Source organism: Citrobacter rodentium NBRC 105723 = DSM 16636 (assembly GCF_021278985.1).
Lineage (GTDB): Bacteria > Pseudomonadota > Gammaproteobacteria > Enterobacterales > Enterobacteriaceae > Citrobacter_A > Citrobacter_A rodentium.
In genome coordinates this window covers 3,871,677-3,897,581 of record NZ_CP082833.1, presented here as the reverse complement: position 1 = coordinate 3,897,581, position 25,905 = coordinate 3,871,677, and the positions used below count along the sequence as shown (strand labels likewise).

Here is a 25,905-nt window from a genome sequence, read left to right as displayed (position 1 = left end):
ATCACCCCAGTGAATCAACGACCACCCATAATGGCGATGTAATCCTTCGTCCAGCGGCTGTATGGGACATATTTTCCGCCTTCGGCGATCGGCGTTTTCCAGAAGGCAATTTTATCAAAGTTGCCGTAGCCGTTCGTTTCGCACCCTTTTTCGCCGAGCAGCGTGCTGGCCTTGCAGCCCTCCGCCACCACCGGCAGCGATCCAAACCATGCCGCGACATCGCCCTGCACTTTCGGCGTCAGCGACCAGTTCATCCACTTATAGGCGCACACAGGATGTTTAGCCTCACTGTGCAGCATGGTGGTATCCGCCCAGCCGGTGACGCCTTCTTTCGGAAACACGGTGGCGACAGGCTGCCCTTCGCTTTTCAGCGCATTCGCCTGATAGGGCCAGGCGCTGGAGGCAACCACCCCTTCGTTTTTGAAATCGCTCATTTGCACGGTGGTGTCATGCCAGTAGCGGTGGATCAGGCTGTGCTGATCGCGCAGCACTTTCAGCACCGCCTGATACTGCTCTTCGGTAAGCTGATACGGATCGTCAATGCCCAGCTGCGGCTGGGTGGCTTTGACAAACAGCGCGGCGTCGGCAATATAGATCGGCCCGTCATAAGCCTGCACCCGGCCCTTATTGCTTTTACCGTCCGGCAGAGTCTGCTCGACGAACACCACCTGCCAGCTGTCCGGCGGCGTCGGGAACGTTTTGCTGTTGTACATCAGCAGGTTGGGTCCCCACTGATACGGCGTACCGTACACTTTGCCGTTAACGTTAAACCACTCGCCTTTCGCCACGCGCGGATCGATGCTCTGCCAGTTGGCGATAAGCGCGGTATTAATCGGCTGGACGCGTTTGCCCATAATCAGGCGCAGCGAGGCATCGCCAGAGGCCGTCACCAGATCGTAACCGCCCTTCGCCATCAGGCTGACCATCTCATCGGAGGTGGCGGCGGTTTTAACATTCACCGCGCAACCGGTCTCTTTTTCAAACTGCGTCACCCAGTCATATTGCTTATCGGTCTGCCCGCGTTCGATATAACCGGGCCAGGCGATAATATCGAGGCGACCTTCCGGTTTATCTGACGCTGTGGGCGGTTCGGCGGCATGGGCGGCTATCAGCGTCATACTGAGCGCGCACAGGCTGCTGCGGGCAAATGTCTTGCTCATAAGGTGTTACTCCTGTCGCAAAATATTGAGCGGCAGCCGTGCCGTAAATATATGTCCTTTCCTGAGAATAGTCGGCGCGCCGAAAGCGCACCTCTCAGGCTGTGGAAATTTAATCAGGATGTGACATAACGCGCATTACGCCGCAGGCCATCCTCGCGACCACGCATCTTCTGGAGTATAGACAAGGAGTTAGGCGACGAAAGGCAAAAAAGAAGGCTATTGTTATTTCCTATGATGACTCGCCAGAAATAACGTCGCAGATAAACAGAACATATTTTAAAAATAAGAACGCGCCGTTCTTAAATAATGAATAACGCGTCGCGGTTATTTCAGCCGCTGGCGAATAAGCTGCCCAAGCTGTTTCACCGCCTCCTCTTCACGCTCCCCCCAACTCCATGCGGTATTAAAGCGGAAGAAGTGTTTCCAGGTATCCGAGGTCGAGAACATTTTCCCCGGCGCAATGCTGATGTGATGCGCCAGCGCCTCCGCGGTCAACGCGCTGGCATCCATCGACGGCGGCAGCTCCAGCCAGAGAAAATAGCCGCTGTTGTTATGATGAATTTTGACTTCCGCAGGCAGGTGACGCAGCAGCGTTTGCCAGGCCTGCTGTTTACGCTCGGCAAGCTGGCGGCGCAGGCGACGAAGATGCGCGTCATAGCGGCGGGTTGCGAGATAATCCACCAGCGCCAGCTGCATCGGGGAACTGGTGGAGAGCGTACTCATCAACTGCAAACGCTGGATGAGCCGGGCATGGTGACCCGCCGCCACCCAGCCGATGCGAAAGCCCGGCACCAGACACTTCGAGAACGACGAACAGTGCAGGATCTTATCCTGCCGATCCCACGCTTTCGCCGGTAACGGTTTCTCGCGGCCAAAATAGAGCTCGCTGTAGACGTCATCTTCAATCAGCATCACATTATGCCTGGCAAGGATCGCCACCAGACGCGCTTTTTTCTGCGCACTCAGCGTAAAACCGAGTGGATTCTGGCTGTTGGTCATCAGCCAGCACGCTTTCACCGGGTACTCCTGTAGCGCCTGCTCCAGCGCCGTCAGATCGATTCCTTCTTTAACGTCGGTCGGCACCGACAGCGCTTTTAAGCGCAGACGTTCCAGCGCCTGCAGAGCGCCATAAAAACAGGGATTCTCCACGATCACCCAGTCGCCCGGCTCCGTCACCGCCTGCAAACTGAGGTTCAGCGCTTCCAGCGCCCCGGCGGTAATCACAATATCATCCGGCGAAACGGTGATCCCTTGCAGGGCATAGCGTCGGGCAATGGCGTGACGCAGTTGCGCATTGCCGGGCGGCAGATTTTCAATGACGCTCATGGCGGTCGCGGTTTTGCTCACCTGCGCCAGCGAACGGTTTAACTGTTGCAGGGGAAAGAGACGCGGATCGGGGAACGCCGAGGCAAAAGGCATTACCGACGCATCCCGGCTGGCCTGCAACATCTCAAAAATGTAGGTGTTGATATCCACCGCTTCATCACGGATCACCTGCGCAGGCTGCACGCCCGGCTGACCAACCGGGCGCGGCGCGACGTAATAACCGGACTGCGGACGCGCAATAATTCGCCCCTGGCTTTCCAGCAGCTGGTAGGCGTGCCCGACGGTCATAAAGCTCATCCCGCTGCTGGCGACCTGTTCACGCAGCGACGGAAGCTTGTCGCCGGGCTGCCAGACGCCAGAAGCAATCTGCTCAGCGATTTGTTCGGCCAGACGCTGATATTTTTTCACTGTTATTCTCCGGAAGCATCGCAGATGGCCCGCGCAGTGTATAACAGTGAGAAGAATATTCAACGTTTGGCAAACTGTTATGGCAATGCGGCTTACTTTATCGTCAACGACAGCTCTTTGCCCAGCGCTCTGGCCGCAGCCTGCACGGCATCGATTTTTGTCGCATGGCGTAAATCAAACAAACGGGTAATTTCCTGCTTCGGCCTGCCGATTCGCTTCGCCAGCTCCAGTTGGCTGATTCTGGCCTCAAGAAAGGCGTTTAATAAAAGCACCTTTGAGGCCACGCTGAGAGGAATTTCAACATAGTCATCTGTTTTACCTACCGGCGACGGCAACGGGATGGGGTCGTTATCTTCGAAATAAAATTCGAAAGCGCTAATCAGCGCCTCCTGCGCCGCCTCGAGTGTTTGATGACGGGTTTCACCCTGGGTGAGCGCTTCCGGAATATCAGGAAACGAAACCACATAGCCGCCTTCGGCGGCAGGAATAAGATTAACGGGATAACGCATAATTTGGGGTACACCTCTCATCTGATCCATCTCCTGTCAGCGATGATTAATTCAGGCCCAGCTGCTTAAGAATGGCTTTACGCAATTGCTTACTTTTTCTCTGCCCGATTAATAGCAAATAATTCTTTCTTTACAGAGGTCAAATGGGCAAATCAGGAATGTCGCTTCCAGAATTTCTGTCGCCTGAATACTGACAAATTCTTTGCGTTAATTTGAATTGTTGAATAATAACCAGAAGAAATTATTGGCATCATGGCCGCAGACAGCATTCCGTTGAGGGCAGGATGGTGATAAAAGCAATATCCGCAATGTTAGTGATTGGCGCGCTCTTTTCCGGCCAGACTCTGGCAGGCCATAAGGGACATCTGTATTTGTGGATTAAAACGGCGGATCAGCAGTTACGTCATGAAGCAGACAGCGATGAACTGCGCGCGGTGGCGGAAGAGTCTGCCGAAAGCCTGCGCGATCACCACTTCTGGCAAAAGTCACGCAGGCCGGAGATCCACTTTCGTTAAGCGTTATTACGCTTCGGCAGCGTTTTCATCAGCTCTTCCGGAGTGACAGAGCCCACAATGCTGCCGGGCAGCGGCATTTTGAGAATATGGTTTTTAATCCTGCCGATAACGTGCATCTCGCACGGACGACAGTCAAATTTCAGCGTCAGCACCTCATCGCCATTGACCAGCTGCATCGGCGTCGCTTTCCAGCTTTTGATGTTTCCTTTCGCCTGTTTCGGACACAGATTAAAGGCAAAGCGCAGGCAATGTTTGGTGATCATCACCGGCACGTCGCCCTTCTCCTCATGCGCTTCATAAGCAGCATCAATCAGCTGTACGCCATAGCGCTGATAAAATTCGCGCGCCTTATGGTTGTAGACATTCGCCAGGAAGCTGAGATGGGTCTGCGGATAAACCGGCGCCGGTTCAGCGACCGGCTTGCGCGCGCCGCGCTGATAGCTGGCAAGCCGCGCGTCATCGAGCATCTCAACCGCTTCCCGACGAAACGCATTGAGCTGGCTATTTGGCACAAACGGCGCGCCGGGCAGGTTAATCTGTATCTCACGAGGGTAGTAGAGCGTCTGACCGAGCTTCGCCAGCCCGTCTTGCAGATTACTCAGCGCTTTTTCGCCGTTATTGGCTTCCTCAAACTGTCCCTCCAGCGTATGGGTGACGCTAACCCCCTCCTCGCTGATTAACGTCAGGATCAGCTGTTCCTGCCAGCCGCCGAGTTCGATATCCACCGCCACCCGTCGTTCGCTTGAGGTTTTGCTGAGCGCCTGCTGCCAGTTGTGATCGAGATTGCGGTTCAGCGGATGGTGCGGACGCACTTTACGCAGGTCGGGCGGCATCTCATTTGGCCAGACGCGATAGCGGTTCTGTCCGGTTTTTTCAACGGTGTTGGCGCGAAAACCGACCACATCGCGTTTAATCAGCACGTTCAGGCCATCGCCGTTCGCCAGCGGCTCGCTGACCTCCACATCAAGATAATCTTTCGCGACGGTCAGCACTTCGCCAACCGGTAAGCCAATAAACTTCGGCGAATCAAAAGCGCCAATATCGCCCTTGCGGGCATTGACAAAGTAGTCGGTACTGCCGCGATGGAAGGTCTTGTCGGTAGAAGGAATAAAGAAATGTTCCGTACGCCCCGCAGAAGCGCGCGCCAGGTCGCCGCGTTCCTCAATGATGGCGTCCAGCATCTGGCGATAGTGCGCGGTGATGTTCTTCACGTAGCTCATGTCTTTGTAACGACCTTCAATCTTAAAGGAACGAACGCCGGCATCAATCAATGCGCCGAGGTTCGCGGTCTGGTCGTTATCTTTCATCGACAAGAGATGCTTTTCATAGGACACCACCCGCCCCCGATCGTCCTTCAGGGTATAGGGCAAACGACACGCCTGCGAACAGTCGCCGCGGTTGGCGCTGCGCCCGGTCTGGGCATGGGAGATATAGCACTGACCGGAATAGGCCACGCACAGCGCCCCATGAATGAAAAATTCAATTGTGGCGTCGGTCGCCTGATAAATGGCGCGGATCTGTTCAAGATTCAGTTCGCGCGCCAGCACGATCTGGCTGAAGCCAACGTCAGAGAGAAATTTGGCTTTTTCAACGCTGCGGATATCGCACTGGGTGCTGGCGTGCAGCTCAATGGGCGGAATATCCAGCTCCAGAATGCCCATATCCTGAACGATCAGCGCATCAACGCCGGTCTGATAGAGATCGGTAATCAGACGCCGGGCCGGTTCCAGTTCATCATCGTGCAGAATAGTATTCAGCGTAATGAACACTTTCGCGCCGTAGCGATGGGCAAAAGGCACCAGTCCGGCAATATCTTTCAGGCTGTTACTGGCGTTATGTCGCGCGCCAAATCCGGGGCCGCCAATGTAGACGGCGTCAGCGCCGTGTAAAATGGCTTCGCGGGCGATAGCGGTATCGCGTGCCGGGCTTAACAATTCAAGGCGATGTGGAGGCTGGCGCATAGCGTTGTTCTTATCCAGTAGCAGCAAAATGGCGGCTATTGTAGTCAGAAGCGCGGCATTGCGAAATAGTTTTCCCGCTTAACTGCGCGGGTAATGAATTAATGAATGGAAGTGGACGGGTTGCCCGCTGCTGTTGCGGTAAGCGTGCGGTTCATCGCCCGCAAAGCGGACGCCTTCTCCGGCGTGTATGCTGCGCCATTGCGCATTAATACGCATCTCCAGTTCGCCGTAGATCACCACCACATGTTCGATAACGCCCGCTTCGTGCGGCGTTGATTCACTGAGCGCGCCCGGCGCCAGCAGGATGGAAAAATGATCGAAGCAAAGTTCCGGGTCCCACGGAAACAGCGGCGTCACCACCATCGCCTGCTGCTGTGGGTCGAAGGTCGGCAAACGCGTCGATTCCGGTGGCGCAATAAACGTCGAAAACGGAACATTCAGTCCGGTGGCAATTTTCCACAGCGTCGCTACCGTCGGGCTGGATTCGTTACGCTCGATCTGGCCCAGCATCGCTTTTGAAACTCCGGTCGCTTCCGCCAGTCGGGACAGGCTCCAGCCACGCTGGCTGCGCAGCGTTTTCAGCGTGGTTGCCAGATAGTGGGTCAGATTGTCCATAACGATATCTCCTTGCAAAATGTCAGCTTACCACTTGTACGTTATAACGCTCAAATGCTAGATTAAATGACCGTTATAACGCACAGGAGTGCTCATGCGCGCGATTTCTCTTCCCGTACCTTCGCTACTGGCGGGGTTTGTCGCCGTCCTTGTCGGCTACGCCAGCTCTGCGGCCATTATCTGGCAGGCCGCGCTGGCGGCTGGCGCCAGCACCGTTCAGATCGCGGGCTGGATGACGGCACTCGGTTTAGCGATGGGGGCCAGTACGCTGATCCTGACGTTATACTATCGCGCTCCGGTACTGACCGCCTGGTCGACGCCCGGCGCGGCGCTGCTGGTCACCGGCCTGGAGGGACTGACGCTACCGGAAGCCATCGGCGTATTTATTATCGCGAACGCCCTGATCGTTTTGAGCGGCATAACCGGACTGTTCGCACGGATGATGAAGCTCATTCCGCCATCGCTGGCCGCCGCGATGCTGGCAGGCATCCTGTTGCGCTTCGGGCTCCAGGCTTTTGCCGATCTGGAGGGGAATGTCGTCCTCTGTGGCAGTATGCTGCTGGCCTGGCTGCTGCTGAAAATAACGGCGCCGCGTTATGCGGTCGTTGCCGCGCTGATAACTGGCGCGACTGTGGCGCCGATAAAAGGTGACGTTGTCACGCATTCGCTGGCGCTGTCTCCTGTTTTACCCACGTTTATTGCGCCCCACTTCTCGCTGGCGCACGCGCTGGGTATTGCGGTGCCGCTGTTTCTGGTGACGATGGCTTCCCAGAACGCGCCGGGGGTGGCGACGCTGAAAGCCAGCGGCTACGATCTGCCCGTCTCACCGCTGATTGTCGTTACCGGCCTGCTCGCCCTGCTGTTCTCTCCGTTTGGCGTCTATTCCGTCTGCATAGCCGCCATCACCGCAGCCATTTGCCAAAGCCCGGAGGCGCATCCCGATGCCTCAAAACGCTGGCTGGCCGCCGCCTCAGCCGGCGGGTTTTATCTGTTAGCGGGGATTTTTGGCAGTTCAATTACCGGGATGATGGCGGCGCTGCCGGTCAGCGGCGTACAGATGCTGGCCGGGTTAGCGCTGTTGGGCACCCTTTCCGGCAGTCTGTATCAGGCGTTGCATAATGACGCGGAACGTGACGCCGCTATCATTACTTTTCTGGTCACCGCCAGCGGCCTTACGCTCTGCGGTATCGGCCCGGCGTTCTGGGGACTGGTGGCGGGCGGGATCTGCTTTTGCGGTTTACATATCGCGCGCCGCGCGTAGCTGCGACGGCGTTTTTCCGGTCGCCTGCCTGAAGCGATTGCTGAAATGGCTCGGGGAGCTGAATCCGCAGACCAGCGCAATTTCGGTGAGCGGGCGCTGTGAATGACAGACCAGCTGCTTCGCCAGCGCCATTCGCCGCTGCATCACGTACTGATGCGGCGCTATCTTCATCGACTGGCGAAACATGCGGGCGAAATGAAATTCGCTGAGCGCCGCCTCGCGCGCCAGATCCGCCAGGGTCATCGACTCCGCCAGATGAGCGTCAATCCAGGCCAGCACGTTGCGCAGCGTGACCGGCGCAAGCCCGCCGGTGACCGTGGGTAAACGCCACTGAACGTTGCTGTAGTGCTGAATCAGATGGGTCATTAACAGCGACGAGGCGGCGCTGAGCGTCAGGTGATTGGCGGGCTGCTGCCAGTCATTACCGAGAAAAAACTGCCGGTAGACGGCGGTTATCCCTGGATCGTTGCCAAACAGCCGTTCATCGAGGGTAAAGCGATAGGGGCTTTTATCCCACACCTTCTCCCCAACTTCACGCAGGTGCGCATCGGTGCAGTACAGATGCACAAACGACAGGTCGTCGCGAATATCCCAGGTGGACTCACTCTCTTTCGGCATCAGGCAGAAGCGGTCCGGGCCGCCGCCGTTTTCCCAGCCGGTGGTTGTTTTGTGATAACTCTCGTAGCCGTCCGCGATATACAGGCTGAGGGTGTGATGATCGCAATACTGGGTGATGGTATCGCGCTTGTTTGACCATGCCGCCAGCTGGACGCCAGAGTGCAGCGCCACCGACTCATGCAGCACGGCGTTGTGTTTGCGCAGATTTTCAAAGGCATCATAGGTCTGAGTCATACCGATCTGTCTGGATCATTAAGCCGATCCTCAGTCTATCGCAGCTCGCGGCGGTTACGACGCCCGCTGATAAAAAAAGCGCAAGAATTTGCAAGTGCGACGCAAGGCGATGAAAGCGCATGGCGTGAAAACTTGCGACAGTCAGGCATCGTTTGCGAAGAGGTAACCGTAATGAATGCTGTGTTGTATTGCCTGGTGGTCGCGATCTGGGGCACGACGTGGATTGCTATTTATCTGCAACAGGGGCCGGTGTCCGCGCCGGTTTCTGTTTTCTGGCGCTTCGCGGTGGCGAGCGCGCTGATGATGTTGATTATGCGGCTACGCGGCAGGCTGCACCGGATGTCGTCGCGCGACCACCTGTTCTGTCTGATGCAGGGCGCCTGCGTTTTCTGCTTCAACTTCTGGTGTTTTTACACCGCCGCGGCCTGGATTAACACCGGTCTGGAATCGGTGATTTTTTCGATGGCGGTGCTGTTTAACGCGGTGAACAGCTTTATCTTCTTCGGCCAGAAGCCGCCTGTCCGCTTTTATGCTGCTGCGGCGCTCGGGCTGACGGGTATTGTCACCCTGTTCTGGCACGACCTGGTCAGTAGCGGTTTTAGCCGTGAACTGCTGTTGGGCATTAGCCTCAGCGCGTTGGGCACCTTCGGCTTTTCACTGGGCAATATGATCAGCCTGCGTCATCAAAAGCACGGACTGGAAGTGATGACCACCAACAGTTGGGCAATGCTGTACGGTACGCTGCTGATTGCCATGATTGCGCTGCTACGCGGCGACAGTTTTATCCCACAGTGGAGCTTCAGCTATCTTGCCGCGCTGCTGTATCTGGCGATCTTTGGCTCGGTAATTGCCTTTGGCGCCTATTTCACGCTGGCAGGACGTATTGGTGCGGGCAATGCCGCCTACAGCACCCTGCTTTCCCGCTGGTCGCGCTGTCGATTTCAACGGTCTGGGAGGGCTACGTCTGGCAGATGAATGCCGTCGCCGGACTGCTGCTGATCCTGCTGGGCAATCTGGTGATGTTCGCCAGAGCGCCTGCGCGGCTGCGTCGGCGGCTGGCGTAAAAAAAGCGCCACCTGACGGCGGCGCGAAATATCACGTTGAAATGCCTGAACAATAGCCGCAGTTATTTCTGCCGGACTTCAAACATGGTGACATCTGTCGCCATGTTATCAATGACCTGTTTCAGGTTATCGAACGCCATCGGCGTATTCTGGTTGCTCAGATCTTTACCTTCACCCTGGCGAACGACTTTCACTACCGGCTTGTTGGTCTTCGCGTCGATTAATTCGCCTTCAAAGTAGAGATGGGTATCCATTGTGCGATGACCGGTCGCCATTTGCGTACCCGCCACTAACAGCGCCACCGGAACGACTTCATAAAATTGCAACCCCTCTTTGCTGGCGTCAACCCCGGTGATTGCGCCGCGGAAAATCAGGCTGCGCGGACCCGGTGTGGTCACCAGCGGCTTACGCTGGGCAATAGCGCCTTTCAGTTTGGTGTTAGTGTAGTTCAGTACCTGGTCGAGCACCTTCTGGCCGATCTGAGTGTTCGGTTTGGGAACCGGATAGTAGGTCACAGGATTCCAGACAACGCTGTCATAGTTATCCGCATTGTAGTCAGGATCCACCCAACGCAGCACCGGCTGCCCTGACGCGGACGTTGTTTCTTTAAGACTGGAGTAGTCTTTAAGAAACCTGAGTATTTGTCAGGCTGCGTGATTTTCGACGCACAGCCGGTTAAGGCCAGTAACCCTGCAAGCACAGCAACGTTGAAAAAAGTACGAGTACGCATGAAACGATCCCTTAAAAAGTGCAGATATGCACGTGGAATAATAGCAAAGCGCAATCATTAGGGTTGCACTAAAAATGGTAAGCAAACCACATTTTACCCGTTGCTTTTTAACTTAAATTTCGCTGTGCGTTAAAAGGGTTGCCAGCCAATGGCTTTACGCCGTTTTGCGGGCTAACAGCGTGGCGAAACGCAGTTTGATGCGGTTGCCGTCAGCGTCTGTGCGATGCAGTTCGCCGACATCTTCGTTATATTTCAGCAGTTCCCAACCGGCGTAGTAACGGCGCAACTCCCCTTCTTTGAAGGCAAACGGAAAGCCGACGGTGCAGGGAAAATCGGCAGTATCCATCGCCGCGACAATCAGGTTATAACCGCCGGGCCTGGTGCAGCGCTGCATATTGTCGATCAGACCCGGAATGGTGTTGGCCTCAAGGAACATCAGCACCACAGTGGAGAGGATAAAATCGTACTCGCCCTCAAAGCGCAGCGCGTTAAGATCCACAACCTTCGTTTGCAGGTTCTCCAGTCCTTCCGCCGCTTTAATGCGCTCAACGTTGGCGATGCTCATCGGGTTTTTATCCCAGGCCGTCACCTCAAAGCCATTCGCCGCCAGATATAAACTGTTGCGGCCATTGCCGCAGCCTAAATCCAGCGTTTTGCCCGGCTTAATCACCCGGACCGCTTCCAGCACTTCTGAATGCGTGCGGGTTAAATCGTATTTTTCAGTGAAATAGTTTTCATCACGAAGGGTCATGTTTACTCCTCAGATTTCAGTAAAGCCGCGCGTGCTGTGCGGATGAGCAATTTCCCCTGCACCAGCAGAACAAAGGTGCGTACCAGCAGTAACGCAATAATAATATTGGTAAAGATAAACAATGGCACGGCAAGTGCGTGGAAAAAACCCGACCCGCTGGCGTGTCCAAGGTGTAGCCCCGTTGTCGCCAGCGCCGACACGCCGAACGAGAAGCTCCAGAACGAGGCGTTGAAAGGCTGTGAGAGATACCACGGCATCAGACGCAGCATAAACAGCAGTTGCAGCAGGCCGTAGCCAAACAGCATTTTCGCCAGCGTATCGCCTTCGCCGCCGTTGACGCTAAGCCAGGCGCTACAGGCTACCAGCGCCGGGGCCAACTGTATGCCGAGCGACGTTCTCATCGCCGCAGGTAATTCTCCGGCGCTGCGCAGGCGTTGCAGGATGACCGGCTCAAGGCTCAGCCAGGAAAAGACGCCCGCGCCCAGAAAAACCAGTCCGGCATCAGCGTAGCCCAGCGCGCCGCAGGCCATCGCGCTGATAAAGTTATTGGCCACGGTCGGCAGATAAAGACCGGGCGTGGTGGCCTCCTGCGGATGTGCGCCGCGCCACAGTCCCGCCGTCTGCCAGGCCGCATAGGTCAGTTGGATCACCACGCCGACGCCGAACAGCGCCATCGCCAGCGGTCGGCACCAGGGAACAAAGCCAATCGCTACCAGCATGGTGGTGGCCGGAAACAGGCTGACGAAACTGCTCATGATCGGATGGCGAACTTCCGCCAGTACGCTGTGCGGGAAGCGCAGCAGACGGCTGAAAAACGCCAGCGTCAGCAATCCCCAGATAACCATCGCGAGGATCACCAGACCATCGCCGACCCAGTGGCTTACGGGCCAGATCTGGCTGGCATAGCGCCAGGCAAAACCCATTCCAATCGTTCCCAGCACCATGCCGAAGTAGCCGGCAGGCAGGTTCAGGACATCATCGCTTCTTTTGCCATTACTCATTTTGTTTATTTTTTAAAGTATATTTGAAATGCATTTTATGAAATTTCATCTCTTTTAGCCAGCGGCGCAGAATTTGCTACGGTTATAGTAAACCAATAAAACGGAATGCCCCCATGCCTAAATACCGACTCAGCGACGCGCAACGCGCCTTCAGCTATCAGGATAATGGCACCAAAAAAAACGTTTTGCTCCGCCAGATTATTGCGCTCACAGACTTCAGTGATGTGAAGGCCGGTGACGTCGGCGGCTGGGTTGATGATGAAAGCGTACTGGCGCAGGAGGGCGACTGCTGGATTTACGATCAAAACTCGCTGGCCTTCGGCGGGACGGTCATCGCCGGTAATGCCCGCCTCACCCAACCGTGTCTTATCCGTGACCAGGTACAGATTGGCGATAACGTCTGGATTGACCAAGCTGAACTCAGCCACGGCGTCAGATTAAGTGACAACGTCACCGTACAGCATTCTGTTATCTGCGGCGAGTGTCGCATTTATGGCGATGCGCGCATTCTGCAACACAGTGAAATTATCGCGGCGCGCGGACTCACCGTGGAGCGTGACCAGCTGCTGCAAATTTATGACCGCGCGACGATCTCTCATTCACGCATTGCTCACCAGGCGCAAATTTACGGCGACGCCATTGTCACTCACGCCTTCATTGAGCACCGGGCTGAAGTGTTTGATTTCGCCATCATTGAGGGTAACAGCGAAAATAACGTCTGGATTTGTGACTGCGCGAAAGTCTATGGCCAGGCGCGGGTGAGCGCCGGAATGGAAGAAGATGCGATCCCCACCCTGCGCTACAGCTCGCAGGTGGCGGAACAGGCGACGGTGGAAGGCAACTGCGTCCTGAAACACCATGTGCTGGTTGGTGGGCGCGCCGTGCTGCGCGGCGGACCGATTTTACTCGACGATAATATTCTGATTGAGGGCGAGGCGCGTATTGTCGGTGAAGTGCTGATTGAAAATCACGTTGATATCTGCGGCCAGACCAGCGTAGAGGCCGCCCCCGGCGACGCCATTCACCTGCGCGGACCAAAAGTGTTCAACGGCGACCAGCACATCACTCGCACGCCGTTAGTCGGTTCGCTCTGAGGGCGTCGCAATAATCCGCGCGTAGAGGTTGACGTCGTCATAGCGGCCATTAAGAAATTCGGCTTCTTTCAGACAGCCTTCGAGCACAAAACCGTTGCGTTGCGCGACCTGATTACTGGCATGATTATCCACCCGGCATTTGATGACAAAGCGCCGTACTTCCCCACGTGCTGCGTAGTGATGAATCAGCCCCTGCAGCGCGCGCGACATGATGCCCTGCCCCTGATGCGACTCGTCCAGCCAGTAGCCGATATACGCCGCTTTGTTCAGCGGTTCAATCTGATTAAAGGACAAAACGCCCGCCAGCGCGTCATCGACAAAAATCATATACATTTTGGCGTAACCGCGCTGATGCAGCAGCATATTGCTCTGCACGCTTTTTCGCGTGTCCTCTTCAGAGTGGACAAACTGCGGCCAGTTTAAGGACTGCTGGAGCCAGATGCTGTTTTTACGCACCAGCTGATGCAACGGCGTGACGTGGCTTTCATTTACTGCCCGTAATTCCAGTCCGTCGCTTACCGTGATAATTTCCGCCATCTCCGCACCCTGTGATTGCATTACCTTTCGAGTACTCTGTGTAACAGAGTTTTTATTGCTTTTGCAAATGGTTACTTTGAAAACAAGAAGGGCCTCCCGGACAGGGGAAGCCCTTTTTTACCCATTCGCAGCCACGGTTACTGGCCTTCGTTGACGCTCTCTTTTTGCAATATTTTGAGCATATCGTCTTTTAACTGGAGTTTCTGTTTTTTCAGGCGAACGATATCGAGACTGTATCCCCGACCATCGGCACCTTCCAGCCTGGCAATTTCGTGATCAAGGTTATTGTGTTTTTCAAAAAGGGACAGAAAGCGAGGGTTCTCGGTTTTCAGTCGGGAAATCAGATCTCTGTATTCTGGAAACATACGCTCTCCCTGTTAGTGTTAAACCACGTGTATAAGAAATACACATCTTCAGCTTACTCATTTGCCTTAGGGAAAAATGCGAACAGGATCGTGTTTAGTTCGTGTACAGATATTTCGGGCTGGCTGGTGGACGCCCCCGCTGCGCAAAGGGCGTCCCGGCGATTAACGCATGACGCGATCGTCGACGTAATTGCGCTTATCCGGCGCGGGCGGGAAGTATTGATACAGCCAGGTTTCACTGATCGCATCCCCTTGACAGCGCAGGAACATGCGCATATCCACCGGGTCCGTGGAACCGGAGGTTGGATACCAGTCAAACTGAATGCGATAACCGTCGAACGGTTCGACATAGAGAATTTCAATCTGCTTCGCTTCGCCGCTGGAAAGCGTGATAACCGGCTCGATGCCTTTCGGCGCGGCCGCTTTAAGATCGCCGCCGACAAAATCGATAGCAAAACGACGCGCCCATTTTTGCGGATAGTGCTCGCCCGGCGCCCAGCCTTCCGGGAAACCGCCCATGCCGGTACGGGTCGCCATCACTCGCGCCAGCGGCGAACGAACCGGCGGCTGCGCGCTCCAGTACAAACGGTATTTGTACTCACGCTCCTCTCCCGCTCTGATGGCCTTTTCCGGCTGCCAGAAGCAGACCACGTTATCCAGCGTTTCGCCGGTCGTCGGGATCTCCATCAGGGCGATGGCGCCTTTCCCCCATTTGTTGCGCGGTTCCACCCACAGGCTGGGGCGCTTGTTATACCAGCCCATCACGTCCTGATAATGGCTGAAGTCGCGGTCCAGCTGAAGCAGGCCGAAGCCTTTCGGATTGTTATCAATGTAGGCGTTAAACTGCAGTTTCTGTGGATTGTTCAGCGAACGGCAGATCCATTCGCCGTTGCCGCGCCACATCGCCAGCCGGTCGGAGTCGTGGATCTGCGGATGGATGGTGTCGCACATGCGGCGTTCGTTATTACCGCAGCTGAACATGCTGGTCATCGGCGCAATGCCCAACTGTTTAATGTCTTTGCGGGCGTACAGACGGTTTTCGACGTCCATGACCACCTGGCTCTTTTCGCAGTGAATCACGAATTTATAGGCGCCGGTGATGCTGGGGCTATCCAGCAGCGCGTAAACGGTAAAGGTGGTGGCGCCCGGTTTTACCGTATCGAACCAGAAGGCGGTAAAGTCCGGAAACTCTTCCTGCGTGTCGGTGTAGGTATCAATCGCCAGACCACGGGCGGATAAACCGTACTGATAGGTATCGTCCACCGCGCGGAAATAGCTGGCGCCGAGGAATGACACCACATCGCGACGCGCCAGCTCAGGGGCTTTAAAGATGCGGAAACCGGCAAATCCGAGATCGGTTTGCCCTTCCAGTTGCTGAGTGTCGACACCGGCGTCGTTATATTTAAACAGCTCCGGGCGGAAGTGGATTTCACGCGCCATCTGGCTGGCGGAATCAACGGAGAACATGCGCACGCGGCGACGGAACCCCATCCCGACGTGGAAAAACTGGGCGTCCAGCTGGCGACCCTCAACGTTGTTCCACAGCGACTGCGCGGCGTCATACTGAATGCTGTTGTAAGCCTGCGGCGTCAGGTTCGCCAGCGTCTCCGGCAGCGCACGAGGCGCGCCGCCCCACGGTTTCTGCGCGAGATCGCGCGCCATTGATTGCAGTACAGAAAAATCAAACCGGACGGTTTTCCCGTCGGCGATATCCGACTCCGCGGCATACGCGGCGCGGGTGAAAAGTGAAGCGATACCGCTGGTGCCGCACACGGCGGCCATTGCCATTGAACCTTTAATAAATCGTCTGCGATTCATACCTGAAAATCAGTCCTTCCGGTCTCGTGAATGATCCCGCGCTGGAGCTCGACAGCAGCAAGAGGGTGCATAATTCTGACCGCTCACTCTAGACAAATTTCATTAATAATCCAATTGTTGGCCGCTGATTATCTGCACAAAACCGAAAATATTTTGTGTCGATCGGAACAGACTGATTCCGGTGTAAACTTCCGTCGGTTCGCTTCAGGTTTTGCAAAATTAATCCAGACTGACATGCTGCGTCATCACCCGTTTAAACAGCGCCAGCCGCGCGCGCATAAACCGGTTTTCCACTTTAAACCCTGCCCGCTTGTTCAGGCCAATACGCAACAGACGATCGCGCCCTTTGATACAGGCAGGCCAGCGCGTCGGGCCGTGGAGGATAGCGCAGGCGCGGCTGGCGTGACGGGCAAAGTTAACCCAGTAGTCGGCAACGTGGGCGGCGAAGGCCAAATCGTTTTCGTTGACGTAATTGCGCGCAGGTTCGGCGAGCGTCAGGGTGTCGAAGACATACGGAATCTCATTGCCGTGCCATGCGCCGTTGGCATAGGTGGCGTGTTCGGCTTCGGCCACGTAATCAAACCAGTAGCGCCAGCAGGGTTCGCCCACCCGCTGCTGCGCCTGCATCACGACGTAACCCAGCGCGGTAAAGGCCATATCGCGACAGACCTGGCGACCCAGCTCCTCGTCCCCTTTTACGCCGGGATAGAGCAGCTTAATCAGCCCCAGACCGAAACGCCGCTCGCGCCGCAGCTTCTGGATTTGTTCAGCCAGATCGACACCGAAAACGGCCATCACGCTTGCTTCGTCGCTGTTGGAACCGATCAGCACCGGCATCGGATGCTGCCTGGCGGCGAAAAAGACCTCCAGCATCGGTTCCGGTAACACCGCGTCGCCGGAGATGGGCGTCGGCGCGATTTTAAACGGCGCGCCCAGCGGCCAGAACGCCTCGGGCGGGATGGCGCGCAATTGTTCAGCCGTGGCGTTTTGTAAACCGAAGTGTTCCGCCAGCGCAACGCCGTTTTCAAGGGCGATTTCGCGCGGCGTATCCGGCAGCGTATAACCACTCTGCACGATAGCTTTGTGAAACAGCCCTTTACCTTTCGGCGACGCCAGCAGCGAGAGCACGCTGCGCGCGCCTGCGGATTCGCCGAACAGCGTCACGTTCTGCGGGTCGCCGCCAAACGCGGCAATATTTTCCCGCACCCAGCGCAGAGCGGCGATTTGATCAAGCAGAGCGAAGTTATTAACGCATTCGTCTTCTTCCCCCTCCAGCGCCGGATGGGCAAAAAAGCCAAGATGACCAAGACGATAATTGACGGTGACCACCACCACGTTACGCTTCGCCAGCGCAAGGCCGTCGTAGGGCGGCAGGCTACCGGCGCCGATGGTGTAACCGCCGCCGTGCAGCCAGACCATGACCGGCAGCGGTGTGGAGCGCCCGGCGGGGGACCAGACGTTGAGATACAGGCAGTCTTCCGAAAAAGCGCCGGGATCGCCGCCGCCCAGCTCTTTACAGTATTCAATATCCTGCCAACTGGCGGCGGAAAAGGAATCGGCCTGACGAATTCCGGACCACGGCGCGACCGGCTGCGGCGAACGCCAGCGGCGCTCTCCCGTCGGCGGCGCGGCATAAGGAATACCGCGCCAGATATGGATGTTTTCCTCTACAACGCCCATCCGTTTGCCCTGGGCGGTGTGAATCAGGGGAGTGCCGGGATTGACCATGTCCATGTTTATCCGTTAATTGCAAATCCCTACAGCATACCTTGATTAAAGCAGGCCGCAACGCCGTTTGCTACGCTCCTCCGCCTCCTGATACAGGGTAAATTCATCCAGCACCGGGCATCCGAGCGCCTGCTCAAACGCCTCGCGGCTGGCGTTACCGTGGCTGCGCGACTGGGTTTCATTGCCCAGATTGGACTGGAAAATCCCCGCCGCGCTGACGGGCAGAAAATCCTCGTAGATGATGGGCTGCGCAACTACCCACCCGCGCTCAATGTACGGCTGCGGATCGTCGCCCGGATGGATCGCCGTCCGGTGCGCCTCGCCCGTCGGCGTCAGCCGGTAGCGGAACCAGGCCAGCCCCTGCTGGCGCAGCAGGAATTCGCTGTCGGGGAAGTCTTTAAAAACCTCCTGCAAATGCAGCTGATGCATCAGATTGTCTTTCCCGGTGCCCGCCCGCTGCAACAATTCGTCATACAGCTGGCGCCCTTTTAGCGTCAGCGCCACGCCCCGCTGTTCAATCTCGCCGAAGCGCGCGCTGTGGGTGCCCTGCATTTCTCCGGCAAAGAGCACTGGCTCCTCCAGCGCTTTGAAGCTGGTCTGACGCAGCAGAATCGGCACGTCGCGGCGCGGCGGCCCCTCAATCAGAATTTTGGGTTCGATACCGCGCTCCGGCATCATCGCCTGCACCCGATCGATATCCAGCGTGCGCGGCGTGAGATGATTAATATGACAGCCGGGGAAACAGACTACGTCGGCTATCAGGCGGTGTTCATTGTGCAGCGCCTGATAAGTTTGTTCATCAACGGTGGCGTGGCGATGCCAGCGGAACGTCTCCAGCGCCTGGGCAACAAACTCCTGCGCCTGGGCGGCAGTGAAGCCCCCCTGCTCATCCCAGACGTCGAGTAGCTCCCGACAGCGCGGAGTGAATATATCGCGCCGGGCAAGGATCTCTGCGGCGCGCTGGCGCAGCGCCGGGTTTTCAATCAGTTCCGGGCGAAGCAATGAGGTGAACACCCGGAAAGGATTTCGCGACAGCGAAGCGTCGTCGACGGGACGAAACGCGGTTGAATGCACCGGCACCCCCGCCTGGGAAAGATCGTAATAGCTGACCGGCAACATCCCCATAATCGCAAACATCCGTCGCAGCGTGGCCAGTTCCTCTGGCGTGCCAACGCGGATTGCGCCGTGGCGCTCGAGGTTAAGCCGCGCCAGCTCATCCGCATTGACCAGCTTTTCATGCAGTGTGGGGTTGTTTTCCAGCACCGCCAGATTCACGTCAGCGACAAGCTCGAGCAGCGTGCCGTATTGCGGAACTTCCTGCTGGTACATTGCTGACATTGCCTGCGAAAAGTGTTCCCGAATCTCATCTGCCGTGATGGTGTTCGCCATAATGTCATTGTCTCCAGTGAATGTTACCTGGAGTGTAGGAAAGGCCGCTCGTTCCGGGGGGAAGAATTTACAAATTGTGATCGAACCGAAAATCACTCTGACAGGCCCCTGTGCGCAACTATAGCGATTGGTTATGAAATAATCGGCATAAATTCACTTTTAATTAACATTGTATTTACACAAACTCCTTCAGGCGACAGAAAAATAATAATTCTCTTACCTGTACCGGAGTTCATTATGCATAAGCACACGCCTGCTCGCGAGGTCATCCATCGCGACTATAACAGCCACCCGCCGGCTTTCGCCCCGGGGTACAAAACCAGCGTCCTGCGCTCACCGCGCAATGCCCTGATCTCTTTGCAAAACTCATTATCAGAAATAACCGGACCGGTGTTCAGCAGCGACGATCTCGGGCCGCTGGATAATGACCTGATCATGAATTACGCCAAAGACGGCCTGCCGATCGGTGAGCGCATCATTGTCCACGGCTATGTGCGCGACGGCTTTGGTCGTCCGATGAAAAATACGCTGGTCGAAGTCTGGCAGGCGAACGCGGGTGGCCGCTATCGCCATAAAAAAGATCAATACCTGGCGCCTATCGATCCCAACTTTGGCGGTTGCGGACGTGTGTTGACCGATGAGAACGGCTACTATTTTTTCCGCACCATCAAGCCCGGTCCCTACCCGTGGCGCAATCAGGCCAGCGACTGGCGGCCCTCGCATATCCATTTTTCGCTGTCAGGCGATGCCTTCGCTCAGCGACTGATCACCCAGATGTATTTTGAAGGCGATCCGCTGATTAAGCAGTGCCCTATCGTCAAGACCATCAATAACGACGACGCCATTCGCACGCTGATCGCCGAACTGGATACCCATGCCGCCATACCGCTGGACTGCCTGGCGTATCGCTTCGATCTGGTGCTGCGCGGACAACGCGCTACCTTATTTGAAAACCGCACTCAGGGGGCCGCACGATGAAAGACTATCTGCAGGAAACCGCTTCACAAACCGCGGGACCGTATGTGCATATCGGCCTTGCGCCGGATGCCGCAGGCTTCCACATTTTTGAGAAAAATTTCAGCTCCACGCTGACCAACAGCCACACCGAAGGTGAACGGATCGTGATTGAAGGTCGGGTCATTGACGGTTCCGGCACCCCGGTTCGCGACGTGCTGCTGGAGATCTGGCAGGCCAATGCCCACGGTCGCTATAACCATCCGGCGGACCGGCAGGAAGAGAAGAAGCTGGATGCGGATTTTCGCGGCTGGGGACGCACCTGTTCAGACTTCGACACGGGCGTGTGGCGTTTCGAAACCATCAAACCGGGATGCGTCGTCGGGCGCGACGGCAGAGTGATGGCGCCGCACGTTAACCTGTGGATTGTCGCCCGGGGAATCAATATCGGCCTTAACACCCGCCTCTATTTTGCCGATGAGCAGGAGGCTAACCAGCGCGACCCGGTGCTGAACCTGATCGAGTGGGAAGTCCGTCGTCAGACGCTGTTTGCCCGGCGCGAACAGCGTGGCGACGAAACGGTCTATCTCTTCGATATTCATCTGCAAGGGGAAAAAGAAACGGTCTTTTTTGACCTCTGAGCAAGGCGGGCTGAGGCTTCAGCCCTCGTTCATTCGCAGACTTCGCGGGCTGAATTGCGCTGCCCGCACGATGGACTCTCCCTCGATTGATCGAGAAAGTGCTGTTACTTAAATGAGTTAAATGTTAATTATATTTTGCAATCAAGTTATCAAAAACAAATAACATTACTTGTCACCGGCACGACTCTGTTTTTAACATCGCTTATGGAAAAAAATAGTCTGTTCAGTCAGCGCATTCGGTTGCGCCACCTTCATACTTTTGTCGCTGTCGCTCAGCAAGGAACCCTGGGGCGCGCAGCCGAAACCCTTAACCTCAGCCAGCCAGCGCTCTCCAAGACGCTGAATGAGCTGGAGCAGCTAACCGGTACGCGTCTTTTTGAACGCGGACGGCTTGGCGCGCAACTGACTCTCCCCGGCGAACAGTTTCTGACCCATGCGGTAAAGGTGCTGGATGCGCTGAATAACGCCGGTCAGGCGCTGAACCGCAAAGAGGGCCTCAGTAATGATGTGGTAAGAATCGGCGCGCTACCTACCGCCGCGCTCGGTATTCTTCCCGCGGTCATCGGCCAGTTTCATCAGCAGCAAAAAGAGACGACGCTACAGGTTGCCACCATGAATAACACCATGCTGCTGGCGGGGCTGAAGTCTGCGGAGATTGATATTGGCATAGGACGAATGTCTGACCCGGAGCTGATGAGCGGCCTGAACTATGAGCTGTTGTTTCTGGAATCATTAAAGCTGGTCGTTCGCCCCGGACACCCTTTGCTGCAGGAAAACGTCACCCTCAGTCGGGTGATGGAGTGGCCGGTCGTGGTGTCGCCAAAAGGGACCGTGCCCCGACAGAATGCCGAGGCGTTGCTACAGAGCCAGAGCTGCAAATTGCCCGCGGGCTGTATTGAAACACTTTCCGCGTCGCTGTCTCGTCAGCTCACCGTAGATTATGACTACGTCTGGTTTGTGCCGTCCGGCGCGGTAAAAGAGGATTTACGCCAGGCGACGCTGGTGTCGCTGCCCGTCCCCACCCAGGGCGCAGGCGAACCCATCGGCATTCTGACCCGCGTGGATGCGTCACTCTCTGTCGGCGCGCAAACGTTGATTGCCGCCATCCGCAAATCCATGCCGTTATAAAATGCAGGTTTGCATACAGGCCGGATAAGGCATTACATGCCGCCATCCGGCAAAATCGCCGGATGACGCAATCTGATTACTTTCAGAAGGTTTCCCAGCTATCGCCGCTGACGGCTACCGGCTTTACTTCAGGCTGTCGCGCCGTACGCTTCGCGGCGCTGCCGCCCTGCAAACGAAACGCGCCGACGGCCTCGGTCAGTCTCGCGGCCTGCTCTTCCAGCGATGCGGCGGCGGCTGACGCTTCCTGTACCAGCGAGGCGTTCTGCTGGGTCACTTTATCCATCTCGGATATGGCCTGGCTTACCTGTACAATGCCGCGACTCTGCTCATCCGAGGCCGCAGCGATTTCCAGCATAATATCGGTCACCCGTTTTACCGCATCGACAATATCGGTCATGGTGTTACCGGCTGCCACCACTTCGCCAGACCCCTGATCGATAAGGCGTACGGATTCGCTGATCAAACCTTCAATCTCTTTCGCCGCCTGGGCGCTGCGACTGGCCAGCGTGCGAACTTCGCTGGCGACCACGGCGAAGCCGCGTCCCTGCTCGCCTGCGCGCGCGGCTTCAACCGCGGCGTTCAGCGCCAGGATATTGGTCTGGAAAGCGATGCTGTTAATCACCGCCGTGATTTCAGAGATCTTCTTCGAACTGGCGGAAATATTGCCCATCGTCTGCACCACGCCGGAAACCATCTGCCCGCCGCGGCTGGCTTTGCCGGAGGCATCTTCCGCCAGTTTGCTGGCGTGATGCGCGTTATCGGCGTTCTGTTTCACCGTCGCGGTTAACTCTTCCATGCTGGCCGCCGTCTGTTCGATTGCCGCGGCCTGCTCTTCGGTACGGGAAGAGAGATCGGTGTTGCCAGCGGAAATTTCGCTGGTGCCGCGGTAAATCTCTTCCGCGCCCTGGCGCACGCTTCCTACGGTTTTCACCAGCGAATGCTGCATCTGTTGCAGATGGCGGCTCAGACGGCCAATCTCGCTGCGCCCGGTCGGCTCATCCGGCATGGTGAGGTCGCCTGCGGCGATTTGCTCAATGCGCAGGGCAGCGTGTTGCAGCGGACGAATAACGATGCGACGTATCACCATAAAGGTCATCAGCGTTAGCAGCAGAGCCAGTCCAAAGGCGCCGGTCATGAACATCATCCCCAGTTGTGTACGCTGATGCGCCTGTTCGCTTAGCTGGTTAGCGCGCGCCATGCGAATCTGAATGGCCTTCAGCAGCACGCTGTTGTAGCCGTTATCCAGTAGCCTGGCCTGCTCGCTTTCATGATTAATGATGGCCTCAAACATGCCGTTTTGGGCGTATTTCAGCATCGGCTGCAGGCCGGCAAGGTACGCTTTGTAACGCTGCTGCAGCTCGGCATCCAGCGCCTCATCAGCGGGCGTTTTTACCGCCCGCGCCATGTAGGCATTGAATCCCTCTTCGGATTGCTTCATACGCTTTTCCGCTGCGGCAATATTTGCTTTTACATCATTCATTTCCGCAATGCGGCTGGCGGCGCCCGCGTGGATCATATTGATTCGGGCAGTACGCAGATGGTTAGAACTATTCGATAACCCCATACGTATCTGGATTTCATCGGTGACGTCGCGCTGATCGCGATCGGCCTGCATAAGAAAATAGCCCGCCAGACCGGCGCTCAGTGCAAACAGCAAAAGGATGCCACCGAGAATGGAGAAAAACAGCGGAACCAGCCTGATATGATGCAAAAAGCCCAGCTTAGCTGGCGCCTGCATCGATGATGTGTTGTCCATGACCGTCGACTCTCTTATTGGATTTATGCGTATTCACGCCCGTGAGATAGTCATCGGCATAACGGGCGTTTTACTTACCGCTAAAAGCGCCGCCTTCATCACATTTTGACAACATTTAAGTTAAGGAAAGAAAAGCGCCAGCGGGATCGCCGCTGGCGGAGGGATCAGTTATCGCCGAAATGGATAACGGTGCGAATGGATTTCCCCTCATGCATCAGGTCAAACGCTTCGTTAATTTGTTCAAGCGGCAGACGATGGGTAATAAACGGGTCCAGTTGGATCTTACCGGTCATGGCCTCTTCCACCATCCCCGGCAGCTGGCTACGCCCTTTTACGCCGCCGAAAGCTGAACCACGCCAGACGCGGCCCGTCACCAGCTGGAACGGACGGGTCTTAATTTCCTGTCCCGCACCGGCCACGCCGATGATGATGCTCTCACCCCAGCCTTTATGGCAGCACTCCAGCGCGGCGCGCATGACGTTGACGTTACCGATACATTCGAAGCTAAAATCGACGCCCCCATCGGTCAGCTCAACAATCACATCCTGAATAGGCTTGTCGTGATCCTGCGGATTGATGAAATCCGTCGCGCCCATTTCGCCCGCCAGTTTAAACTTCTCCGGGTTGGTATCAACGGCGATGATACGTCCCGCCTTCGCCTGCACCGCTCCCTGGATTACCGCAAGGCCAATGCCGCCAAGTCCAAACACCGCAACCGTATCACCTTCTTTTACCTTCGCCGTGTTATGCACTGCGCCGATACCGGTAGTCACGCCGCAGCCCAGCAGGCAAACTTTATCCAGCGGCGCTTGCGGATTAACCTTCGCCAGAGAGATTTCGGCGCAAACGGTGTATTCGCTGAAGGTACTGGTGCCCATGTAGTGATAAACGGGTTCGCCGTTATAGGAAAAACGGGTGGTGCCATCCGGCATCAGACCTTTACCCTGAGTGGCGCGTACCGCCTGGCAGAGGTTGGTTTTGCCGGATTTACAGAATTTGCACTCGCCGCACTCGGCGGTATACAGCGGGATAACGTGATCGCCAGGCTGCAGGCTGGTGACGCCTTCGCCGACTTCAACCACGACGCCGCCGCCTTCATGTCCCAGCACCGCCGGAAATACCCCTTCCGGATCGTCGCCAGAGAGCGTAAAGGCATCGGTATGACACACGCCGGTATGGGTGATTTTGACCAGAACTTCGCCTTTTTTTGGCGGAGCGACGTCAATTTCAACAATTTTGAGCGGCTGGCCGGGGCCAAACGCAACTGCTGCACGTGATTTCATATCTCTCTTCCCTTTTATTGCGAGGTGATGGGGTTATTGTAGATAAGCGCGAAGAAGATGGCCGATTTCAGGGCCTCAACCTGCCCCCGGATACGCCGGACGCGGGTCAGTATACATTTTTCATCTTCGGGTGAATGTGGTATTACCCTCTACCGGAAACGCCGGAGGATATGCTATCAATTTTAATAACTCATTGTAAAAATAATATTTTTATTAAATTGATTAGAGCCGGGTCCGAACAACGTTAACCTCAAAGCTACTGTTCTGCTCGGGGCGGAAAACGATGAACCTTTGACTCCCCGCCTTAAAGGTTTTTGACAAGACAAGGCAGTTATCATAACGAGCCAGAACATAATACCCACTATTTTTATGAATAATCATTTCATATTCTTTTTTGAGTTGCGGTTTGTAATAGCCGGTCAGGAATGAAAAAAACCAAAAATACGCCACAAAAAAAGCCATGATCAGCTCAAGGTTATGCTTTCTGACAATGGGCTGTTGTGAAAAATAGAACACAGAAAAAAGATGCCCATAAAACCTTATTGCAACCGTAACGATCAAAGCAATCATCGCCGACAAAAGCAAAAGACGGGTCTGGAAGTGCTGTTTTAATATAGAAAACTCAATAATTATTGGTGCAAACAATAATAGAACCGCGAGATAAAGACGAAGTATATTTAAATCCTGCATTGTATTTTTTCTTTTTATTGCAAAGAAGAATGCCAGACCGATGCCCCAGCCAAAAAGGAATCCCCCCATCACCATAACCGCATAAAACAAACTCCTGGCAACATCATCCACTCCCGCACTGACCATCCACCAGGGGAAACCGTAGTAAAATGAAATGCCCCATCCGTAAAAATATGCGCTTCCCCACCCAAGACAACCCATATAGGCAATCAGTACAGAAGAGTTTTTCAAAAGCGAATGACTATTCATATCCATCCCTCTGTGAAAACGCTATTTTTACCACACATTAAACATCCATAATGATAAAAAAATAAAACAATCAACTTATTTCATTGCAAAATAAATGCTGTTTAATTTAAGTTAATCAAT

Annotated in this window: 22 protein-coding genes and 3 pseudogenes; 7 read left to right on the top strand and 18 right to left on the bottom strand. The window is 55.7% G+C overall.

Annotated features, from left to right (window positions below; all coding sequences use genetic code 11):
• Positions 1 to 14: 14 nt before the first annotated feature.
• The 3 genes from ydcS to K7R23_RS18465 all read right to left on the bottom strand — a co-directional run bounded on the left by ydcS (position 15) and on the right by K7R23_RS18465 (position 3,403).
• Positions 15 to 1,160 carry a putative ABC transporter substrate-binding protein YdcS gene (gene ydcS / locus K7R23_RS18475; RefSeq protein WP_012905851.1) on the bottom strand — a complete coding sequence of 382 codons (1,146 nt, stop codon included), beginning with the start codon at positions 1,158 to 1,160 and terminating at the stop codon, positions 15 to 17.
• Between the two features lie 324 nt (positions 1,161 to 1,484).
• Positions 1,485 to 2,894 (bottom strand): aminotransferase-like domain-containing protein, encoded by a 1,410-nt coding sequence (locus K7R23_RS18470; protein ID WP_012905852.1) that lies wholly within the window; start codon positions 2,892 to 2,894, stop codon positions 1,485 to 1,487.
• Between the two features lie 92 nt (positions 2,895 to 2,986).
• Entirely contained in the window at positions 2,987 to 3,403 is a 417-nt protein-coding gene (locus tag K7R23_RS18465) for a type II toxin-antitoxin system HicB family antitoxin (protein ID WP_024132666.1), read from the bottom strand.
• 284 nt (positions 3,404 to 3,687) lie between these two features.
• Between K7R23_RS18465 and K7R23_RS18460 the strand changes: the two genes are divergently transcribed.
• A complete protein-coding gene (locus tag K7R23_RS18460) occupies positions 3,688 to 3,918 on the top strand; it encodes a DUF2554 family protein (RefSeq protein ID WP_012905854.1) in 231 nt (76 codons plus the stop codon).
• On the opposite strand, the gene K7R23_RS18455 is transcribed toward K7R23_RS18460, so the two are convergent.
• Together K7R23_RS18455 and K7R23_RS18450 are read right to left on the bottom strand one after the other, a co-directional pair.
• Positions 3,915 to 5,879, bottom strand: a complete 1,965-nt coding sequence (locus K7R23_RS18455; RefSeq protein ID WP_024132667.1) for a peptidase U32 family protein — start codon at positions 5,877 to 5,879, stop codon at positions 3,915 to 3,917. The genes K7R23_RS18460 and K7R23_RS18455 overlap by 4 nt on opposite strands.
• A gap of 78 nt (positions 5,880 to 5,957) precedes the next feature.
• Complete coding sequence (locus K7R23_RS18450; protein WP_012905856.1) at positions 5,958 to 6,494, bottom strand: helix-turn-helix domain-containing protein; 537 nt, start codon at positions 6,492 to 6,494, stop codon at positions 5,958 to 5,960.
• A gap of 94 nt (positions 6,495 to 6,588) precedes the next feature.
• Between K7R23_RS18450 and K7R23_RS18445 the strand changes: the two genes are divergently transcribed.
• Positions 6,589 to 7,755 (top strand): benzoate/H(+) symporter BenE family transporter, encoded by a 1,167-nt coding sequence (locus K7R23_RS18445; protein ID WP_012905857.1) that lies wholly within the window; start codon positions 6,589 to 6,591, stop codon positions 7,753 to 7,755.
• On the opposite strand, the gene K7R23_RS18440 is transcribed toward K7R23_RS18445, so the two are convergent.
• Positions 7,732 to 8,607: a helix-turn-helix domain-containing protein gene (locus K7R23_RS18440; protein ID WP_012905858.1), complete on the bottom strand. Its 876-nt coding sequence runs from the start codon at positions 8,605 to 8,607 to the stop codon at positions 7,732 to 7,734. The genes K7R23_RS18445 and K7R23_RS18440 overlap by 24 nt on opposite strands.
• A 171-nt stretch (positions 8,608 to 8,778) precedes the next feature.
• Between K7R23_RS18440 and K7R23_RS18435 the strand changes: the two are divergent.
• Positions 8,779 to 9,671 (top strand): annotated as a pseudogene (locus tag K7R23_RS18435) (DMT family transporter).
• Between the two features lie 62 nt (positions 9,672 to 9,733).
• Here K7R23_RS18435 and K7R23_RS18430 read toward each other — a convergent pair.
• The 3 genes and pseudogenes from K7R23_RS18430 to tehA all read right to left on the bottom strand — a co-directional run bounded on the left by K7R23_RS18430 (position 9,734) and on the right by tehA (position 12,153).
• Positions 9,734 to 10,401 (bottom strand): annotated as a pseudogene (locus K7R23_RS18430) (DUF3313 domain-containing protein).
• Positions 10,402 to 10,555: 154 nt separating this feature from the next.
• Positions 10,556 to 11,152 (bottom strand): tellurite resistance methyltransferase TehB, encoded by a 597-nt coding sequence (gene tehB / locus K7R23_RS18425; RefSeq protein ID WP_012905861.1) that lies wholly within the window; start codon positions 11,150 to 11,152, stop codon positions 10,556 to 10,558.
• Between the two features lie 2 nt (positions 11,153 to 11,154).
• Positions 11,155 to 12,153 (bottom strand): dicarboxylate transporter/tellurite-resistance protein TehA, encoded by a 999-nt coding sequence (gene tehA / locus K7R23_RS18420; RefSeq protein ID WP_012905862.1) that lies wholly within the window; start codon positions 12,151 to 12,153, stop codon positions 11,155 to 11,157.
• A gap of 113 nt (positions 12,154 to 12,266) precedes the next feature.
• Between tehA and ydcK the strand changes: the two genes are divergently transcribed.
• Positions 12,267 to 13,247, top strand: a complete 981-nt coding sequence (gene ydcK, locus K7R23_RS18415) for a YdcK family protein (RefSeq protein WP_012905863.1) — start codon at positions 12,267 to 12,269, stop codon at positions 13,245 to 13,247.
• Here ydcK and rimL read toward each other — a convergent pair.
• The 5 genes from rimL to hglS form a co-directional block, all read right to left on the bottom strand.
• Entirely contained in the window at positions 13,230 to 13,784 is a 555-nt protein-coding gene (rimL, locus tag K7R23_RS18410) for a 50S ribosomal protein L7/L12-serine acetyltransferase (protein WP_024132668.1), read from the bottom strand. The genes ydcK and rimL overlap by 18 nt on opposite strands.
• A 137-nt stretch (positions 13,785 to 13,921) precedes the next feature.
• Positions 13,922 to 14,149, bottom strand: a complete 228-nt coding sequence (locus K7R23_RS18405; protein ID WP_012905865.1) for an HP1242/YdcH family protein — start codon at positions 14,147 to 14,149, stop codon at positions 13,922 to 13,924.
• Between the two features lie 162 nt (positions 14,150 to 14,311).
• Complete coding sequence (locus K7R23_RS18400) at positions 14,312 to 15,967, bottom strand: glucan biosynthesis protein D (protein ID WP_024132669.1); 1,656 nt, start codon at positions 15,965 to 15,967, stop codon at positions 14,312 to 14,314.
• 219 nt (positions 15,968 to 16,186) lie between these two features.
• Positions 16,187 to 17,695 (bottom strand): carboxylesterase/lipase family protein, encoded by a 1,509-nt coding sequence (locus tag K7R23_RS18395; protein WP_012905867.1) that lies wholly within the window; start codon positions 17,693 to 17,695, stop codon positions 16,187 to 16,189.
• A 45-nt stretch (positions 17,696 to 17,740) separates the two neighbouring features.
• The gene (hglS, locus tag K7R23_RS18390) at positions 17,741 to 19,084 is read right to left on the bottom strand and encodes a 2-oxoadipate dioxygenase/decarboxylase HglS (protein WP_012905868.1); all 1,344 of its coding nucleotides are present in this window, start codon (positions 19,082 to 19,084) and stop codon (positions 17,741 to 17,743) included.
• A gap of 237 nt (positions 19,085 to 19,321) precedes the next feature.
• On the opposite strand from hglS, the gene pcaH reads away from it, so the two are divergent.
• From pcaH to K7R23_RS18375, 3 genes are all read left to right on the top strand, one after another.
• On the top strand, positions 19,322 to 20,062 hold the full coding sequence (gene pcaH / locus K7R23_RS18385) for a protocatechuate 3,4-dioxygenase subunit beta (RefSeq protein ID WP_012905869.1): 741 nt from the start codon (positions 19,322 to 19,324) through the stop codon (positions 20,060 to 20,062).
• Positions 20,059 to 20,679 carry a protocatechuate 3,4-dioxygenase subunit alpha gene (gene pcaG, locus K7R23_RS18380; RefSeq protein ID WP_012905870.1) on the top strand — a complete coding sequence of 207 codons (621 nt, stop codon included), beginning with the start codon at positions 20,059 to 20,061 and terminating at the stop codon, positions 20,677 to 20,679. Before pcaH ends, pcaG begins: the two co-directional genes overlap by 4 nt.
• Before the next feature lie 204 nt (positions 20,680 to 20,883).
• A complete protein-coding gene (locus K7R23_RS18375; protein ID WP_012905871.1) occupies positions 20,884 to 21,807 on the top strand; it encodes a LysR substrate-binding domain-containing protein in 924 nt (307 codons plus the stop codon).
• Between the two features lie 82 nt (positions 21,808 to 21,889).
• On the opposite strand, the gene K7R23_RS18370 is transcribed toward K7R23_RS18375, so the two are convergent.
• The 4 genes and pseudogenes from K7R23_RS18370 to K7R23_RS18355 form a co-directional block, all read right to left on the bottom strand.
• Positions 21,890 to 23,563, bottom strand: coding sequence for a methyl-accepting chemotaxis protein (locus K7R23_RS18370; RefSeq protein WP_012905872.1), 1,674 nt, complete (start codon positions 23,561 to 23,563; stop codon positions 21,890 to 21,892).
• Positions 23,564 to 23,727: 164 nt separating this feature from the next.
• Positions 23,728 to 24,846, bottom strand: coding sequence for an S-(hydroxymethyl)glutathione dehydrogenase/class III alcohol dehydrogenase (locus K7R23_RS18365; protein WP_012905873.1), 1,119 nt, complete (start codon positions 24,844 to 24,846; stop codon positions 23,728 to 23,730).
• Positions 24,847 to 24,902: 56 nt separating this feature from the next.
• A pseudogene (locus tag K7R23_RS18360) lies at positions 24,903 to 24,989 on the bottom strand (metal/formaldehyde-sensitive transcriptional repressor); the annotation flags it as partial.
• Between the two features lie 79 nt (positions 24,990 to 25,068).
• On the bottom strand, positions 25,069 to 25,785 hold the full coding sequence (locus tag K7R23_RS18355) for a hypothetical protein (RefSeq protein WP_012905874.1): 717 nt from the start codon (positions 25,783 to 25,785) through the stop codon (positions 25,069 to 25,071).
• Positions 25,786 to 25,905: the final 120 nt, after the last annotated feature.

What these genes read in the sequence shown, in the direction of transcription:
- ydcS (WP_012905851.1), bottom strand. Translation starts at nt 1,160, where the DNA reads ATGAGCAAGACATTTGCCCGCAGCAGCCTGTGCGCGCTCAGTATGACG.
- K7R23_RS18465 (WP_024132666.1), bottom strand. Translation starts at nt 3,403, where the DNA reads ATGCGTTATCCCGTTAATCTTATTCCTGCCGCCGAAGGCGGCTATGTG.
- K7R23_RS18460 (WP_012905854.1), top strand. Translation starts at nt 3,688, where the DNA reads ATGGTGATAAAAGCAATATCCGCAATGTTAGTGATTGGCGCGCTCTTT.
- K7R23_RS18455 (WP_024132667.1), bottom strand. Translation starts at nt 5,879, where the DNA reads ATGCGCCAGCCTCCACATCGCCTTGAATTGTTAAGCCCGGCACGCGAT.
- K7R23_RS18450 (WP_012905856.1), bottom strand. Translation starts at nt 6,494, where the DNA reads ATGGACAATCTGACCCACTATCTGGCAACCACGCTGAAAACGCTGCGC.
- K7R23_RS18445 (WP_012905857.1), top strand. Translation starts at nt 6,589, where the DNA reads ATGCGCGCGATTTCTCTTCCCGTACCTTCGCTACTGGCGGGGTTTGTC.
- K7R23_RS18440 (WP_012905858.1), bottom strand. Translation starts at nt 8,607, where the DNA reads ATGACTCAGACCTATGATGCCTTTGAAAATCTGCGCAAACACAACGCC.
- tehB (WP_012905861.1), bottom strand. Translation starts at nt 11,152, where the DNA reads ATGACCCTTCGTGATGAAAACTATTTCACTGAAAAATACGATTTAACC.
- tehA (WP_012905862.1), bottom strand. Translation starts at nt 12,153, where the DNA reads ATGAGTAATGGCAAAAGAAGCGATGATGTCCTGAACCTGCCTGCCGGC.
- ydcK (WP_012905863.1), top strand. Translation starts at nt 12,267, where the DNA reads ATGCCTAAATACCGACTCAGCGACGCGCAACGCGCCTTCAGCTATCAG.
- rimL (WP_024132668.1), bottom strand. Translation starts at nt 13,784, where the DNA reads ATGGCGGAAATTATCACGGTAAGCGACGGACTGGAATTACGGGCAGTA.
- K7R23_RS18405 (WP_012905865.1), bottom strand. Translation starts at nt 14,149, where the DNA reads ATGTTTCCAGAATACAGAGATCTGATTTCCCGACTGAAAACCGAGAAC.
- K7R23_RS18400 (WP_024132669.1), bottom strand. Translation starts at nt 15,967, where the DNA reads ATGAATCGCAGACGATTTATTAAAGGTTCAATGGCAATGGCCGCCGTG.
- K7R23_RS18395 (WP_012905867.1), bottom strand. Translation starts at nt 17,695, where the DNA reads ATGGTCAATCCCGGCACTCCCCTGATTCACACCGCCCAGGGCAAACGG.
- hglS (WP_012905868.1), bottom strand. Translation starts at nt 19,084, where the DNA reads ATGGCGAACACCATCACGGCAGATGAGATTCGGGAACACTTTTCGCAG.
- pcaH (WP_012905869.1), top strand. Translation starts at nt 19,322, where the DNA reads ATGCATAAGCACACGCCTGCTCGCGAGGTCATCCATCGCGACTATAAC.
- pcaG (WP_012905870.1), top strand. Translation starts at nt 20,059, where the DNA reads ATGAAAGACTATCTGCAGGAAACCGCTTCACAAACCGCGGGACCGTAT.
- K7R23_RS18375 (WP_012905871.1), top strand. Translation starts at nt 20,884, where the DNA reads ATGGAAAAAAATAGTCTGTTCAGTCAGCGCATTCGGTTGCGCCACCTT.
- K7R23_RS18370 (WP_012905872.1), bottom strand. Translation starts at nt 23,563, where the DNA reads ATGGACAACACATCATCGATGCAGGCGCCAGCTAAGCTGGGCTTTTTG.
- K7R23_RS18365 (WP_012905873.1), bottom strand. Translation starts at nt 24,846, where the DNA reads ATGAAATCACGTGCAGCAGTTGCGTTTGGCCCCGGCCAGCCGCTCAAA.
- K7R23_RS18355 (WP_012905874.1), bottom strand. Translation starts at nt 25,785, where the DNA reads ATGAATAGTCATTCGCTTTTGAAAAACTCTTCTGTACTGATTGCCTAT.